The 15,537-nt window shown below is 65.4% G+C and carries 11 protein-coding genes and 1 other RNA gene; 7 read left to right on the forward strand and 5 right to left on the reverse strand.

All coding sequences use genetic code 11. The annotated features are described in order from the left end of the window. Window positions 1-125: 125 nt before the first annotated feature. The 5 genes from ACQS5P_RS14340 (at window position 126) to ACQS5P_RS14360 (ending at window position 10,113) form a co-directional block, all read left to right on the forward strand. Entirely contained in the window at window positions 126-2,312 is a 2,187-nt protein-coding gene (locus tag ACQS5P_RS14340) for an ATP-dependent helicase (protein ID WP_428937304.1), read from the forward strand. 24 nt (window positions 2,313-2,336) lie between these two features. Next, complete coding sequence (locus ACQS5P_RS14345; protein WP_428937305.1) at window positions 2,337-4,490, forward strand: tetratricopeptide repeat protein; 2,154 nt, start codon at window positions 2,337-2,339, stop codon at window positions 4,488-4,490. Between the two features lie 161 nt (window positions 4,491-4,651). Further along, window positions 4,652-4,954 (forward strand): hypothetical protein, encoded by a 303-nt coding sequence (locus tag ACQS5P_RS14350; protein ID WP_428937306.1) that lies wholly within the window; start codon window positions 4,652-4,654, stop codon window positions 4,952-4,954. A 148-nt stretch (window positions 4,955-5,102) separates the two neighbouring features. Continuing rightward, complete coding sequence (locus ACQS5P_RS14355) at window positions 5,103-7,325, forward strand: GumC family protein (RefSeq protein ID WP_428937307.1); 2,223 nt, start codon at window positions 5,103-5,105, stop codon at window positions 7,323-7,325. A 52-nt stretch (window positions 7,326-7,377) separates the two neighbouring features. Beyond that, window positions 7,378-10,113 carry an O-antigen ligase family protein gene (locus ACQS5P_RS14360; RefSeq protein ID WP_428937308.1) on the forward strand — a complete coding sequence of 912 codons (2,736 nt, stop codon included), beginning with the start codon at window positions 7,378-7,380 and terminating at the stop codon, window positions 10,111-10,113. Between the two features lie 121 nt (window positions 10,114-10,234). On the opposite strand, the gene ACQS5P_RS14365 is transcribed toward ACQS5P_RS14360, so the two are convergent. Next, window positions 10,235-10,618: a DUF3276 family protein gene (locus tag ACQS5P_RS14365; RefSeq protein ID WP_428937309.1), complete on the reverse strand. Its 384-nt coding sequence runs from the start codon at window positions 10,616-10,618 to the stop codon at window positions 10,235-10,237. Window positions 10,619-10,772: 154 nt separating this feature from the next. Continuing rightward, a complete protein-coding gene (lexA, locus tag ACQS5P_RS14370; protein ID WP_428937310.1) occupies window positions 10,773-11,390 on the reverse strand; it encodes a transcriptional repressor LexA in 618 nt (205 codons plus the stop codon). A gap of 479 nt (window positions 11,391-11,869) precedes the next feature. Here lexA and ACQS5P_RS14375 point away from each other — a divergent pair, with 479 nt between their 5' ends. Continuing rightward, a complete protein-coding gene (locus ACQS5P_RS14375) occupies window positions 11,870-12,085 on the forward strand; it encodes a hypothetical protein (RefSeq protein WP_428937311.1) in 216 nt (71 codons plus the stop codon). An 89-nt stretch (window positions 12,086-12,174) separates the two neighbouring features. On the opposite strand, the gene rnpB is transcribed toward ACQS5P_RS14375, so the two are convergent. After that, window positions 12,175-12,668: RNase P RNA component class A (gene rnpB / locus ACQS5P_RS14380), an RNA gene on the reverse strand. Between the two features lie 72 nt (window positions 12,669-12,740). Between rnpB and ACQS5P_RS14385 the strand changes: the two genes are divergently transcribed. Beyond that, entirely contained in the window at window positions 12,741-13,406 is a 666-nt protein-coding gene (locus tag ACQS5P_RS14385; protein WP_428937312.1) for an RNA polymerase sigma factor, read from the forward strand. A gap of 55 nt (window positions 13,407-13,461) precedes the next feature. Here ACQS5P_RS14385 and ACQS5P_RS14390 read toward each other — a convergent pair whose 3' ends face one another. After that, window positions 13,462-14,682, reverse strand: a complete 1,221-nt coding sequence (locus ACQS5P_RS14390; protein ID WP_428937313.1) for a glycosyltransferase family 2 protein — start codon at window positions 14,680-14,682, stop codon at window positions 13,462-13,464. Window positions 14,683-14,741: 59 nt separating this feature from the next. Continuing rightward, on the reverse strand, window positions 14,742-15,521 hold the full coding sequence (locus tag ACQS5P_RS14395) for a glycosyltransferase family 2 protein (protein ID WP_428937314.1): 780 nt from the start codon (window positions 15,519-15,521) through the stop codon (window positions 14,742-14,744). Between the last annotated feature and the right edge of the window lie 16 nt (window positions 15,522-15,537).

Here is a 15,537-nt window from a genome sequence, read left to right on the forward strand (position 1 = left end):
ACGAACTGTCGCGGCGGGCGTGGCCTGTGCCCGGTCAACCCGTCGCCGTCGGGTGAATCCGCGCCGACCGGCGTGGCGGCGCGCTCGACTCCCACGGCCCGCGCGGGGCTGCTATGATCCTGCGCGTGATCAACCCCGAACACCTGCTGGATGATCTGACCGAGGCGCAGCGACAGGCCGTGACCCATGTCGATGGCCCACTGTTGATTATCGCCGGCGCCGGCAGCGGCAAAACGCGCGTGATCACCCGTCGCGTCGCCTACCTCATCAGCCAGGGCATTGCGCCTTGTTCGATCCTGGCCATTACGTTCACGAACAAGGCGGCGGGGGAGATGAAGCAGCGTATCAGCGCTCTGTGCCAGCAGCCGCTGCGCGACTTCGGCCGGCTGGACCAGCCCTGGCCGATCATCTGTACCTTCCACTCGCTGTGCCTGCGGATCCTGCGGCACTACGCCGCGGTGATCGGCCTGCCGGCTAACTTTTCCGTCTACGACTCGGCGGATCAGACGCGCGTGCTGAAGGAGGCCTTGAAACTGCTGGATATCTCCAGCAGCAATTTCGCCCCCTCGGTCGTACACGGCACGATCAGCAAGGCCAAGAATCAGCTCATCACCCCCGACGCCTATGCACAGGCCGCTGGCGACTTCTACACGCGCCAAGTCGCGCGGATCTACACGAAGTACCAGCAGCTTTTGACGCAGAACAATGCTCTGGACTTCGATGACCTGCTGCTGCGCGCGACGCTGGCGTTTCGCGAGCACCCGCAGATCCTCCGCGAGCTTCAGGATCGCTTCCAGTACCTGCTCATCGACGAGTACCAGGATACCAACCACGCGCAATACGTCCTGGCCCACGCCCTGGCGATGCGCCACCGCAACATCTGCGTTGTGGGCGACCCTGATCAATCGATCTATATGTGGCGTGGAGCGGATATCCAGAACATCCTGGACTTCGAGAAGGACTATCCCGATGCAAAGGTTGTGCGACTGGAGCAGAACTACCGCTCAACCAGGACCATCCTGCACATCGCCTCCGAGCTGATCGCCCATAACTCCGAACGCAAGAAAAAGACCCTCTGGACAGAGAACGAGCAGGGGGCCAAGGCCCGGCTGATTCTGGCGCAGGACGAGTACGACGAGGCCGAGGCGGTGGTCGCGGAGCTGAAGCGGCTGCGCGAATCGGGGTTCTGCTGGAACCAGATGGCGATCTTCTACCGCATCAACGCGCTGTCCCGCGTGATGGAAAAGGCGCTGTTCAACGCCCAGATCCCCTATCAGATCGCCCGCGGCGTGGAGTTCTACGCACGCAAGGAGATCAAGGACGTGCTGGCGTATTTGCGGGTGATCGCCAATCCAAGCGATGAGGTGAGTCTGGAGCGGATCATCAACACCCCGCCCCGGGGCATCGGCGACACGACCGTCCGCCAGCTTCAGGCCTGGGGCATCGCTCAGGGTCTGGGCTTGTTTGCGGCGATGGAGCGGGTCGATCAGGTGCAGGGGCTGTCCACCCGCGCATTGAACTCGATCCGGCAGTTCGTCAAGCTGATCCACGAATGGCGGGCACGCACGCAGCCATCCGTCCGCGCGCTTATGGAGGACGTGGTTCGCCGTTCGGGGCTGGAAGCGGCCCTGAAGAAGCTCGGCGGCGAGGAGCAGCAGGAGCTGTATAACGTCAACGAGCTGATCACCGCCGCCGCGGAGTACGATGCGCAGAATCCCCAGGGTTCATTGGAAGATTACCTGGCGCAGGTGAGCCTGGTCAGCGACGTGGATCATCTGAAGGACAGCGGCGGGGCGGTGACGCTGATGACGCTGCACGCGGCCAAGGGACTGGAGTTTCCCGTGGTCGCGATGATCGGGCTGGAGGAAGGCTGCCTGCCCCATGCCCGCGCTCGGGGCAATCCCACGGAGATGGAGGAAGAGCGGCGGCTGTGCTTCGTGGGTATCACCCGCGCTCAGAAGCGACTGATCTTGACTCGGGCGGCGTACCGGACCCTGCGCGGCCTGCGGGAACGCACCGTGGCCAGCCCGTTCCTGGCGGAAATGCCCCGCGACGCGCTGGAGGTGATCGACCGCACGGGCAAGAACCATGGCGGCCGCGGCGGCGAAGGCTGGGACCGCAATCATGCGGAGAGGGTCGGTTCCCAAGCCTGGTTTCGCCGCGGACAGCTCGTACGACATCCGACGTTCGGCATCGGACGAATCGCCGAAATCAGCGACATGGGGCAGCAGACCCGTGCCGTGGTGGAGTTCAACGGCGCAGGACGGAAGACGCTGATCCTCCAGTACGCCAGGCTGGAGCCGGTCGGTTGACCGCCGCCTGGCATTGACGGGCCGATGGCAGCCAAGCGTCCACAAGTGCGCGTCGCGTTCGTGCCGGCCGAGGCGCCGCAGCCGGCTGAGCTGCCCCTTCACAGCCACCCTGATACTCGAATCGGCTGGCGAGCCAGCGCTTTTGCCCAGGCGCTGCTGCTGATGGTGTTGGCGGCGGGGGTGTACATCCCGGCGCTGTGGGGCAGCTTCGCGTGGCTGGACGATCGAACCGTCAGCGACAATCTGGTCTTGCGGACCTGGGGCCGGGGATTGACGACAATCTGGGTTCATCCAACGGTTCTGCCGCACTATCAGCCTCTGGCCTACACGGCGCTGCTTGTGGAGTTCAAGCTCTTCGCGACGCGCCTGCCCAGCGGCTATCTGCTGGTCAACCTGCTGCTTCACGCGGTCAACGTGCTGCTGCTGTGGACGCTGTTGCGCAGGATCGCAATCCCCGGGGCACTGACGGCGGCGGCGGTCTTCGCGGTGCACCCCATCAACGTCGAGGCCGTCGCCTGGATCAGTCAGCAGCCCCTCCTGCTGTGTGGCATGTTCGCTCTGTCGGCGATGCTGGTGCACCTGCGGTTCAGCGGCATCGACCCGACGCCGCCAGATGACGGCCGACTTGTCCCACGACTTCCGAGTCGCCCGGCAGCGCTTTATGCCCTTTCGTTGGCGCTGTTCGTCGCGGCGGTGATGTCGCATTCAGCGGCCGTGACGCTTCCTGTGCTGGTGGGGCTGCTGATCTGGTGGAAGCGGCGCATCCGGCTGAGCGACTGGCTCGGTTTGGCGCCGATGCTGGCCGGGGCGGTCATCTGGACGATCCTGATCGCGGGCGTCATCGATCCGCGACGTGCGGCGGCCATCAACAGTCCCATCGACACGTCGGCGCTGGATCGACTGTTGGTGGCTGGCACGGCGGTGTGGGTGTATCTGTGGCACGTGCTCTGGCCGGTGGGGCTGTCGTTCGCCTACGCCAAATGGACGGCGGCCTGGTGGCAGGCGAGCTTCGGCCTGGCGGCACTGGCCACGCTTGCCGGGCTGTGGCTGGCGCGGGAGCGCGTGGGTCGCGGGCCATTTGCGTCGGCGGCGGGGTTCTCCCTGCTGATCCTGCCGGCCTTGGGAGTCTTCAGGACCGACTTGGACCTGTACAGCGATGTGGCGGATCACCTGGCATATCTGGCAAGCGCCGCGGTGATCGCGCCACTTGTGGCGGCAGCGATGCAACGGCCGATGGCCACTCGCGCACCCGTGTTCGCCTGGCTGCGCCCCGCGGCAGCGTGCGTCATGGTGCTGACGCTTGCCGGGCTGACGCTGTGGCGAGTGCCGGATTACCGCTCGACCCGGAGCATGTGGCTGGCGGCGCTACGGAAGAATCCCAATTCCGCCATCGCACACAACACCCTCGGCCTGCTCGATTTGCAGGACGGGAAGATCTCCCCGGCGATGGAACACTTCCTCCGCGCTTCGCAGGCCGATCCGCGCGACCCGCGAGCCTACCTCAACATGGCCGCCGCCTACGAGGCCGACGGTGCCTACGACAAGGCGCTCATGAGCTACTACCAGGCGATGCGTCTCGCGCCCCAGGATGTGGAGATCAACTTTGGACTGGCACGGGTGCTGGCGATGCAGGGCAGCAGCGCCGAGGCGGTCCGTGAATACCAGCTTGTGCTCCAGCGACAACCCACACACCTTCGCGCGTTGAACAATCTGGGGTTGCTTCACGCCGACCGCGGAGAAATCCAACAGAGCATCGCCTGTTTCCAGCGAGCCATTCAGATCGATCCGGGTTTCTGGCTGTCGTACATCAATCTGGCGGGGGTGTACTACGGGCAGGGCCAGATCGAGCAGGCGGCACAGACGCTGACCCGCGTGGTGCAGATGGATCCGAACAACTTTGAGGCGTTTCTGAACGCCGGGGCCATGTGCGCGCGGCTCAATGACTATGAAAAGGCCGAGATTCTGCTGCGGCACGCGGTACGGCTGCGGCCCGGATCAACCGAGGCCTACCAGAACCTGGGTCTGGTGCTCTCGGCGCGGGGGAATCAATCCGAAGCGCTGTACTGCTTCGATCGAGCGGTAGAACTGGACCCGAACAACGTCGTTGCCCGCGCCAACGCCCAGAGGCTGCGGCAACGGCTCTCGGCGTCCCCATCGCCAAGCGGGCAACAACGCTGACGGATGTAGCGGCTGGGTGGTCCGGGCCGGTTGGATCGCTCCGATCCGGCGGCGGTCCTGGCAGCGCCAGGCCGTTTTTGACGGAATCTGCTTGACTTGTGGCCGGGCGGGGCGGAGAATCGCCCCACGGCGGATGGAACAGGCCAAGGGAGGTTGCGCGCATGACGCGATTGCTGAAGCGATGGCAAAGCTGGGCGGCGGTGGCCGCAGTGGCGGGATCGGCGGCGATCGCGACTCAAACCGCCACGGCGCAAACGCTGGTGCGGACCGCCATCCGCACGCTTGACCCGTTCAGTGCCACGCTCAGCAGCGAATCGAGCGGAACCACCACGACGTTGCTCTCGGCCACCGATACCACCACCAGTTCGCCGGAGTTGACGCCCAGCGAGCCCAAGTCGATCGTGCGGAATCCACCGGTTCGTGATCCATTTCGCCCCCCGGCGCGCAGTCCATTCCGACCGTAAGGGCAAGTGAGGGGCTGGCTGTGCCAGCAGGCGGCGGGCATGTTGGCCGGCCATAGACAACATCTGGGCTGATCGCACCCGACACGCCGGCGAAACTTTCGCCGGCTCGCGTTCTATTTTGGGGTAGTATTACCGGTAGCATTCACCCATGACCGCTTTGAACCGAGCCCTGAGCAAGCCGGAACCGCCGCCGCAAGCGCTGGCGGCGGAGACGCCGCGTCGCAGCCCGCTGACGGTGATGTGGCAGCGGCGGTGGATCATCGTCTGCTGCATCCTGCTTGCGCTTCTGGGGGCGATCGTGTACCTGCTGCCGGCGGTCACCACGCCCATCTACGCCGCATACGCCAAGCTGGTGGTCGAACAGAACACCCCGCGGATCATCGCCTCGGACCCCACCGGCGCGATGCTGGCCGGCTCGCAAAACTACCTGTGGACCCAGTGCGAGCTGATGCGCTCGCGCGAGATTCTCAAGCTGGCGATGGACGAGCCGGGCATTCGCCAGCTCCAGAGCTTCGATCCAGGACTCGATCCGGTGGAGCGGCTGCGGAACATGGTCTCGGCGACGGTCGGCCGCCGCGATGACATCATCACCGTCACCGTCGAATCGCCCTACAAGGACGATGCGGTGCGGCTGGCCAACGCGGTGGTGGTGGCCTTCACGCGATATCACGATCGCACGCGTCGCTCCACGGCGCGGGAACTGCTGGACCTGCTTCAGAACAAGATGACGGAGCTGAATCGGGAGCTGACGGAGAAGCGGCAGAAAAAGCTGGACTTCGAGTTGCAGAATCCCGGGCTGTCGCTGGGCGCCAACCATGTCAGCCCGACGCTGGACCGGATGGCGCGGCTCTCGCAGGCGCTGACCGAGACGCAGCTCAGCACGCTCAATGCCCAGGCCGCCTACGACACCGCCCGCGCCATGCTCGACGATCCGGTGAAGATGCGTCAGATGCTGGAGACGCGGCAGTTCAAAAGCGAGACCGCGCAACTGCGCTCGGAGCTGCGTCAGCTCCAGAAACAGCTTGCCGGGCTGAGCCAGAGCTACCTGCCCGGCTTTCCCGAGCTGACCGCGATCCAGCAGAGCATCAAGCAGCTCAACGAAGAGCTGGCGGCGGAGGATCGGAGAGTGTTCGAGGCGTACCTGGCGGAACTGGAAGCAAAGGTACAGGCCGAGAAGCGCAATCAGGCGCAGATCGAGGCGCTGCTGAACGAGCAGAAAAAGGAAGTCCTGCATTTGAACAGGGTCTCGGCACAGTACTCGCTGCTGTTGTCGGAGCTGGCCAGCCTGGAACGTTTCGCCGATGAGATCTACAGCCGGATCAAGCAGCTCAGTCTCACCGAAGACGCCGGGGCACTGAATGTGCGACTGGTGGAAGGCGCCGTGTCCAGCGGCAATCCGGTCAAGCCACGCAAAGACCTGACGCTGTTGTATGCCCTGGTACTGGGGGCGCTGGCGGGCACGGGGCTGGCCTTTGTGCGCGACTGGACCGACCAGCGCCTGCGCTCCGCCGAGGAGATCAAACAGGTGCTGGGGCTTCCGGTGCTGGGCATCGTGCCGCACATGACCGGTGCCGGCGACGTCAGACAACGCGGGCTGCACCTGCACCTGGAGCCGATGTCGGATGTGGCCGAGGCGTACCGCACCATCCGCACCGCCGTTTATTTCGGGCAGACCGGCAGCATCGCCCGAACGATCCTGATCACCTCTCCCTCGCCCGGTGATGGCAAGACCACGCTGGCCAGCAACCTGGCGATCGCGATGGCGCAGGCGGGCAATCGGATCCTGCTGCTGGACGCGGATTTCCGCAAGCCGGCGCAGCACCGCATCTTCGAGCTGGACAAGAAGCTGGGGCTTTCCAGCGTGCTGGCCGGGCAGGCTGCGCTGGGGCAGGTCATCCAGCAGACGCCGATCGCCGGGCTGCACGTGCTGGCCTGCGGTCCGATTCCGGCCAACCCTTCTGAGATTCTCAACAGCCAGACGTTCGCGGATCTGCTTCATGAGCTGTGCGGTCAGTATGATCACGTGCTGCTGGATTCCCCGCCGGTGATGCCGGTGACGGACGCGCGGATTCTGGCTGCGTCGTGCGACGCGACGCTGTTGGCGCTGCGTGCCGAGCGATCGACGCGCAAGGGCGCGCTCTACACTCGCGACATGCTCCGCGACGTTGGAGCCAATATCCTGGGGGTGGTCGTCAACGACGTGCCGCGAAAGAAGGGAATCTACGGGTATTACTACAGCTACGGCGAGAGCTACCAGTACGGCTACGGACAGCAGCGTCGCCCCGCCGGCACTGGCACCGGCGCGCAGGGACCCGCCCCAGCGCCCGGCAACGGCGCTGCCCAGGCCGTGCCCGATAAGCAGGCGGTCTAGGCTCGGTCCGCTGTGCGTCGGGGTCGCTGCCTGAGCTTGCCCGGCAATGTCCATGTCTCACCGCTCCGGCCAGGTTCACCATCGTCACCGTCAGCGAACCCGCCAGCAGGTCTTCTTCGACCTGACCGATACCACCGACGAACGCTTCGACCCGATCATCGAGGGTATCCTGATCGTTCTGCTGGCATTCTCGCCTGTGGCGCTGGGGGCGGTGCAGGCCTGGAGCGAGACCGTCGTGATCGCGCTATCGGCGGCGATGGTGCTGCTGCTGGCGATCAAGCTGCTTGCCCGCCGCGATGTGCGGTTCGTGTGGTCGTGGACCTACCTGCCCGTGGGGGGGTTCATCGCCCTGACGCTCTTTCAGCTTGTCCCGTTGCCCGTCGGGCTGCTCGAAATCATCTCGCCCAGTACGCTCGAGCTGAGACGCTCGATTGCATCGCAGGCGAACTTCGGCCCGGCGCTGTCGGTGCCCGCCCGGGTGCCGCTGAGCTTCTATCCCGAGGCGACCGCGGGACAGCTTCGGATGCTGCTGGCAGTGGCGGCAGCGTATGTGGTGACGCTGAATGTGATTCGTCGGGGCGAGCAGGTGCGGCGGATGCTGGGCGCCATGACGCTGATCGGCGTGGGCGTTGGCGCGATCGCCGCCATCCACCTGATCCTGCGCGCGCCGCGGATTTACTGGCTCATTGGTGAAGATCCGTCCTCCTGGACGATTGCCCCGTTCATCAACCGCAACCACTTCGGACAGTTCATCAACCTTTCCCTGGGGGCGGCGATCGGGCTGTTTGTCCTGCACGTGCGGCAGGCGTTGGGGCGGCGGACGCACAGTCTCGCCAACCTGCGCGGCGTCGCAGATCAGACCGCCGCTACAGACGATGTTGATCCAATCGCCTCGAGCATCGATCCGCTCGTGTGGTGGCTGGGCGGCGCCATCGCGTTCATGGCGACGATGGTGGTGTTGTCGTTGTCGCGCGGGGCATGGCTGTCGATGGCGCTGGCGGGGATGCTGGCGGCGCTGGTGGCTGGCGGGCGCAGGGGTCTGCGGATGCGATTGTGGCTGCTGGTGCCGCTGGCGTGGGTAGTGCTTGTGGCGGTGGTGGGGTTCGGATTCGACGCGCTGGCGGCGCGGGTGCTTGAGTCGCGCGATGTCGGATCTCACTCCGTCGCCGGACGCATCGCGATGGTGCGCGACCTGCTCGAAGGCGCGCGGCAGTTTGCATTGCTGGGCGTCGGGCTGGGGGTCTTTGAAGTGTTCTTCCCGATGCTGGACCGCTCGAACTGGCCGAGCCTGGCCACCCACGCCGAAAACGAGTTCGCCCAGACGCTGCTGGAGACCGGCGTGTTGGGGTTGGGATTGGTGCTGCTGTTTCTGGCGATGATCGGTTGGGCATGGTGCAGATGCGTGCGGTCGCGGCCATCGCCCATGGCCCGGCTGGCGGTGGGGTTGGGTTTTTCGCTGGCGGCGATTCTGCTTCAAAGCGTGGTTGACTTCGGGCAACACATTCCAGCCAACGCGAACATGACGGCGGTGACGTGCGCGCTGCTGGTGACACTGGCAACGGCCAGCGCGCAGACCCATGCGAGCGGCGAATCATCGCCCCAGCCCGCACAAACAGGCGCGTCAGGGCGATCGGCGGGGCACCGCGCGCGTGCGGCACGTCACAGGCTGTGGCGCGCAGCGGGCACGCTGGCCGCGGCGCTGCTGGCGACGGGGCTGCTATGGGACTCTATCAGCCGAACCCGCGCCGAATTCCATTGGTCCAGGGCACGCCGCGCCGAGGCACGGCTGATCGGCCTGAACTGGGCCGGCAGCGATGAGGACTATCGCAGACTGTTGGCGTCGGCGATGCAGGCGTCGGCGTTGCGCCCCGCAGATGTGCATTACCGGTACTGGCTGAACTACTTCCGCTGGAAGTACATCGAGCAGTCGATTGACCCGGCCGCAGGTCGTCTGACCGATCCGCTGCGGCAGCAGTGGGCGACGCGGGTGGTGGAAGAGCTGCTGGCGGCAACCCGGCTGGCGCCGTGCTACGGGCCGGCGTATTCGCTGGCGGGGCAGATCGCGCTGCACGCGCTGGGACAGGCTGATGCGTCGGGTCTTGTGCTGGCCGGATACCGCCTTGGCCGGACCGATCCGGTGGCAAACCTGGAGGCCGGGTTGCTCGAGGCGCAGCAGGGGCGGTGGGAGTCGGCGATGCAGCGGCTCCATCACGCCGCAGAGCTGCATGAGCCATACCTGTTCGAGGCGATCGATGCATTGGCGCAGCGGTTCGACCGGGCGGATCTGGCATTGAAGCTGGCCGGCGAAAACGTGGCGGCGATCCGCCGGCTGGCGCAGCGGCTGGAACAGGCCGGCGACCCGCGCGCCGCCGATGCGCATGCTCGGCTCAGCCAAGTGGTCGAGCAGCAGGCCGCCGCGCCCGATGCGTCGATGGGTGTGCTGATGGAGGCGGCCAGACTGGCCGCGGCGCGAGCCGATCATCCCGCCGCCGAACAATACTGCCGTCGGGCGCTGCTGCTGAACTTTGCCGATCCGCTTTGCCGGCTGGAGCTGGCGCGGGCGCTGGCGGCGCAGGGCCGGATCAGCGAGGCGTTGGCCGAGGCCCGGCTGGCCGAGCGGCTGGGCGCGCCGGGGGCATCCGATCTGATCCTGAAGCTGCGGCTGAGTCCCGGATCGGCCGCAACGTCGCAGTCGCAGCCGCGAGGGGAACAGGCCAGCAGTCCCGACGCATCAAATCGGCCGCACACAATCGGCGCGGCGGCCACAACCAGTACGACACCGCGATGACTCACCGCCGACGTCGTTGGCGGCGGGAGTGGCGGCTTCGGCCGGCATGCCCCCCCGCACGCCGGCCGGAGCACGCCACGCCAGATCCCCATCGCGGCCGATGGACCTGATCAGCCCAGGCCTATGGCCGCGCGGCCGGCCTGCGCGGCGCACGCTTCGTGTCGGGCTGCCGCTGCGGCTGGCGTTCGGCGCCGTTCTGCCTGGCCCAGTAGCGCTGTCGCTGCTGGCGGACCTGCTGGGGCACGGGATGCTCGCGAATGAATTGCGCGGCTTCGTCGATCATCTGGAGGAATTGCTCGAAATCCTCGCTGAAGACAAACAGCCGGGTCTTGCGAAGCTCTTCGGTCTTCGGATCGCGCTTGCCCTCGGTCAGCACCAGAAAGTGATTGCCGTTGCCGGCCTGTTTGACCTGTGCGGCATACGTGCGGGGGCCGACGGATTTGAAATATTTTTGAAAAAGGATTCTGGCTTCAGCCCCGGGGGCTGGGGCGGGCTGTTGCGGCATGACGGCCTCCTTCCGTGAGATGAAGGTTGCGGACGGTCGTGTGAGGCTGGTTTGAGATCCCGCGGCCGATCCGCAGGTTGGCGCGCACCATCGCCGTCGGACGTCGGATGCGCCCCGTCAAGCCCTCCAACCCCACGTTCAAGCTACGAATCGATCAGTTCTGGTAGCTCCTGAGCACGCCGATCACCACGCCCTGGATTCTGACGCGATCGGCGTCAACGATGCGCGGTTCCATGGACGCGTTGGCCGGCTGAAGGCGAACCTTTCCGCCGGGCTCGCGATAGAACCGCTTCAAAGTGGCCTCGCCGTTGTCCAGCAGGGCCACGACCTGCTCGCCGTTTCGGGCGGTTTCACGGCGCTCGATGATGACGTAGTCGCCGTCGCAGAGGTGATCTTCGATCATGCTGTCGCCGCGGACACGCAGCACGTACACGCCATTGCGGGAATGGAACATCTGTTCCAGGTCCAGTTCCTCGCGGTTTTCGACCGCTTCGATGGGCGAGCCAGCGGCGATGGCGCCCAGCAGGGGCAACTTGGTGGCGCGCTCCTCATCAGGCAGCTTCTCGTCAGCGATGATCTCCAAAGAGCGAGCCTTGTGCTTGTCCCGACGAAGCACGCGTTTTTTTTCCAGCGCGCCGACGTGCTCGAAGATCGTGACCTTGCTGGTGCCGAGCTGGTCGGCCAGCTCCTGCATCGTCGGGGAATAGCCATGCAAGTGGCGATAGTTTCGAATGGCGACGACCACGTCCAATTGCCGTGGCGTGAGGTTCATATGCGGCTCCTTGAGCGGCCGGATCGGTCTGCTGCGGCCCGGTCCGTGTTTCTGTCCAGATGTCTATCCCTGCCGGCGCCGCTGGGTTGCCGTCGGCACAGTGTGCGGCCCGTTCAAGCTGGACCTCCAGGTCGGTCAGCAGGGCATTGATCTCCGCGGCTTCGAGGATCGCCGGCTCGACGAGCAGCGCCGAGGCGGCTTTGGGAACCAGCGCCGGATCGGTCTCGATCAACCGCTCGATCTCCGCCGAGTTGGGGCAATCCGTTGCCACGGTTGGTTCCATCAAAAAGCCGTTTGGAGACTGTTACCGAAACATTACCCTAACACAGGCCGGCGTGTCAAGAAAAAGTTGGGAATTTGCTGCGCGGCCAGACAATTCCCCCGCCGCAGGCAATTCCGCGTCGCCTTGATGCTCGTCCGCTGAGCTTTCGTGCAAAACTACAGCTCCAGCAGCGGATCGGTCGATATAGACAGCGCCCATGGATCTGGTAAACGCTGCGGTTCAGTTCAGGCAGGCGGAGTTGACGGCACGGGTGCAGTACGCTGTCGCACGCAAGCTGCTGGATGCCCAGGCGCAACAGGGGTCGGCGGCAGTGAAGCTGATCGAAGCGGCGGGAAGGATCCCCAGCCAGGCGGGCGACGAGCTGGTCGCCGCCGCCACCGGACTGGGTGGCCAACTGGATACCTACGGCTGATGGTTGTGGCGGCGATTGTTGCAGTTCCACAAGCAGGCTACAAAAACGATCGGCGGCGGGACCTCTCGGACCCGCCGCCGATTTGCTTTGACCGCGGCTGCTGGTAAGCCGAATTCCGTTTGCCCCGGACCCAAGCCCGGGACAGGCGACCATTTCTCTGGGACCCGGATTGCTCCGGGCCTCTAGCGACCTACCCGCGGATACCAGGCAATGCCTGACGCCCCGGACCAGGACGTCGAGCCTTCGGCTCTATCCGAGCCACAGGCTCTGTTTTCCGCATATTTGGTCTTGCTGCCGGTGGGGTTTGCCGTGCCGTTGATGTCACCATCAACGCGGTGCGCTCTTACCGCACCATTTCACCCTTGCCGAGTCCGGGACAACACATGGCCCGGACTTTAGGCGGTATGCTTTCTGTTGCACTTTCCGTCGGATTCGGCAGATCCCGCCGATGACTCGACGAAACCGCCTTCTCCGCGTCGCTGTTAGCGACCACCGTGTCCTGCGCAGTTCGGACTTTCCTCATCGTGGACGCAAGCCAGGCCGAGCCCGGCCCCATTCACGACGCGATCGCCGCCGCAACCGCGATCCGTTAATTATACTCTCGCCGCAGCCCGGGGGTTTGACCTGCCGGACGCCGTGGATAGGCTGACTGCCCGTGCCGCCCCGTTCGCAGCCGAAAGTTCCAAAGCCCAGGCCCGCCGCCGACAGCGCGTCGCCCGCGGCGGGGATGGACGAGCTTCAGCCGATGGCGCTGGGCCGCGCCTCGGATGAACAACTCATGCGCCGAGCCCAGCAGGGCGACCGTCAGGCGTTTGCGCTGCTGTACGAACGCTACAACGGCTCGGTTTTGTCGTATCTGTACCGGATGCTGGGCAGCATCGAGGACGTGGAAGCCATCGGGCAGGAGGTCTTCCTCAGAGCCTTCCGCTTCGCCGCAAGCTATCGCTATCCGCAGAAGTTCTCGACCTGGCTGTTCACGATCACGCGGAATCTGGCGATCAACGCCGCCAGGCGGAAAAAGCGCAGCCCGGTGCGAAATATCACGGAGTTGCACCTGGAAGGCGTGGAGATGAGCAGCGATCCGTATCAGGTCGCCGCCCGCGCCAGCGATGATCCGGAGCGACAGGAGGAAATCGCCCGGGTGCTGCGGGCCCTGGACGACCTGCCGCAGGATCAGAAGGAGGTCATCGTCCTGGGAGTGTTTCAGGATCTGAGCTATGCCGAGATGGAGCAGATCACCGGCACCAAGGCGGTGACATTGCGATCCAGGATGTTTCATGGGCTGAGGCGACTGGCGAAGATGCTGTCCGGGGAAGCGTAGCCGGCCGCGGCCGCCGGGCGGGCGCCGGTGCCGCGCAGACGCGATCAATCACCGCTCACGCCGCCAGCTCAACTTCCTCTCGCATCCGTGGGGCCGTTTGCTCGCCACCAGGCGCCCGCGGTTCGATCAGGTCGAATACGGGTCGGTCATCGAGCCTGCGCCAGCGTCTGGCGGCGTCGGCGGCGTGAACGGGGGAACTGTTGCTGATGATGGCCGCGTCAAACTCCAGCCGCCTGGCCACCGCCTCGCTGACGATCGGTATGCCCCGGTAACGGCCGCGCGCCAGCCGGTCGTCGGCGATCGCGACGACGTGCAGCCCGCACGCCCGCGCACCAAGCCAGTAGGGCAAGATGTTCTTCCCCAGCCCGATGAACAGCACACGGTGCAGGCCATGCTCATCACGGACACGACGCATGCCCTGCTCGATCTGGCAGATGCGGGCGAATCGCTCGAACACGGCGCTGCCGACCGGCCGCCGATGCCCGGGGCGCCATGATCGCAGTCTGCCCTGAAGCCAGCCCACCACGAACGCGAAGCGCTGCCCCCTGGCCCGAGCGATACGCCAGTATCGGCTCATCCAATCGCGGGTGAACAGTCTGGCCCAGGCGGCGGGGAAGTAGCGGCTGGCCAGCAGATAGTTGTTCCGCACATCCAGTCGCATCGTTCGCCATGAAACCCGTGCTGTGGGGGTCTTCAGATGCACGACGTGAAGGTCGTCGAAGCGGCGGATGTCCCAGCCAGCGTTGAGCAGTCGAAGTGAGAGGTCGTATTCCTCGGCCTGCATGAAAAAGTCCACCGGCAGCCCACCGACGTGGATCAGCGCCCGCTTGCGGAAGCCCGTGCCGCAGCCGATGAACACGTCGGGGTAGGCGCTGCATTCGCGCGAGCCATCAGGAAGCGTGACGGTGAAAACCGCGGCCCCGAGCTGCTCATCCGCCTCGAAGTGCCGGATCATTCGGCGAATCGAACCGGGTTGCGGATACGAATCATCATCGAGAAACACGACGTATCGTCCGCGGGCGTGGGGCAGGGCGATGTTCTTGGCGCACGAGCCCAGGTTCCGATGCAGGGCAAAGACGCGCACGCTCGGGAAGTGCGTCCTGATGGCCGCGGCAGTGCCGTCGCGGCTGGCGTTGTCCACGACCAGAATCTCGCAGGCGTCGGATGAAAGCCCGCAGCGACCGATCCGTGCCAGCGTTTGCAGCAGAATCTGGCGGCGGTTGTGCGTGGAGATGATGAAGCTGACGACGAGATTGTGCTGGGGCAGAGTGGTCATCGCAGTCGAGCCGGTCTGGGCATCGCGTCGTTTTTACGGCGCTTGGGCAGGGATCCGGCTCAGGCGGCGATTCCGACCGCCTGCCGCAAGCCGCGCAGAGTGCACGGACGCGCCGGATCGAAGTCGTTGCGAATCGGATTCCTTGGCGGCAGGTCCCACTTGGCGAACAGCGCCTCGTTATCCGCCTGTGCCCGCGGGGAATCCGCCAGCCGACGCTCATCTTCGACTTCATCGTGATCGATGATCGCGCTCCAGGCCGGAACGATCGACATGCCCGCGTGCCAGGCCTTCAGCGACAGGTCCGGATCGGCCCCGCAGAGATAGAACCGCTCGTCGAAATACCCCAGTCGCTCATAGGTTTCGCGCCGGCCCATCGGGAAGTTGGCGTAGAGCGTGCCACGGACGTGACAGAGCCGATAGGTCTTGCCGCGGTATTCCGTTTCGTAGGCCACGTTCCAGGTCGAATGCCATCGATGGAACAGTGCCACGAACGCGACGCTGGGCGGGAGATGATCGAGCTGCTGAATGGCCAGATCCAGCGCCCCGGGCATGGGTCGTGCGTCGTCGTTGAGCCAGATCATGTTCCGGCCGGTGGCGGCGCGGAAGCCCTTGTTGGCGGCGCGGACGAAGCCTTCGCGCTGGGGCTCGCGGATGACGCGCAATCGCTGGCCCAGGTGCCGCGAGGCGTCGGCCAGCACGTCGGCGGTGTGGTCGGTGCTGGCGCCGTCCACGACGATGATTTCATGATCGCAGCGCACGCCTGCCGCGAGCGATGCCAGGCACTTTTCCAGCAGCGCCGCGCGGTTGCAGGTGGGCAGGATGATCGAGAGTTCAAGCATGTTTGGCCTCCGCTGT

It is taken from the genome of Fontivita pretiosa (genome assembly GCF_050410795.1).
Classification (GTDB): domain Bacteria; phylum Planctomycetota; class Phycisphaerae; order Tepidisphaerales; family Tepidisphaeraceae; genus Fontivita; species Fontivita pretiosa.

Bases quoted from the DNA above. Each gene is read 5' to 3' on its own strand.
- ACQS5P_RS14360 (WP_428937308.1), top strand. From the start codon at position 7,378: ATGTCTCACCGCTCCGGCCAGGTTCACCATCGTCACCGTCAGCGAACC.
- ACQS5P_RS14395 (WP_428937314.1), bottom strand. From the start codon at position 15,521: ATGCTTGAACTCTCGATCATCCTGCCCACCTGCAACCGCGCGGCGCTG.
- ACQS5P_RS14350 (WP_428937306.1), top strand. From the start codon at position 4,652: ATGACGCGATTGCTGAAGCGATGGCAAAGCTGGGCGGCGGTGGCCGCA.
- ACQS5P_RS14390 (WP_428937313.1), bottom strand. From the start codon at position 14,682: ATGACCACTCTGCCCCAGCACAATCTCGTCGTCAGCTTCATCATCTCC.
- ACQS5P_RS14365 (WP_428937309.1), bottom strand. From the start codon at position 10,618: ATGCCGCAACAGCCCGCCCCAGCCCCCGGGGCTGAAGCCAGAATCCTT.
- ACQS5P_RS14375 (WP_428937311.1), top strand. From the start codon at position 11,870: ATGGATCTGGTAAACGCTGCGGTTCAGTTCAGGCAGGCGGAGTTGACG.
- ACQS5P_RS14355 (WP_428937307.1), top strand. From the start codon at position 5,103: ATGACCGCTTTGAACCGAGCCCTGAGCAAGCCGGAACCGCCGCCGCAA.
- ACQS5P_RS14345 (WP_428937305.1), top strand. From the start codon at position 2,337: ATGGCAGCCAAGCGTCCACAAGTGCGCGTCGCGTTCGTGCCGGCCGAG.
- lexA (WP_428937310.1), bottom strand. From the start codon at position 11,390: ATGAACCTCACGCCACGGCAATTGGACGTGGTCGTCGCCATTCGAAAC.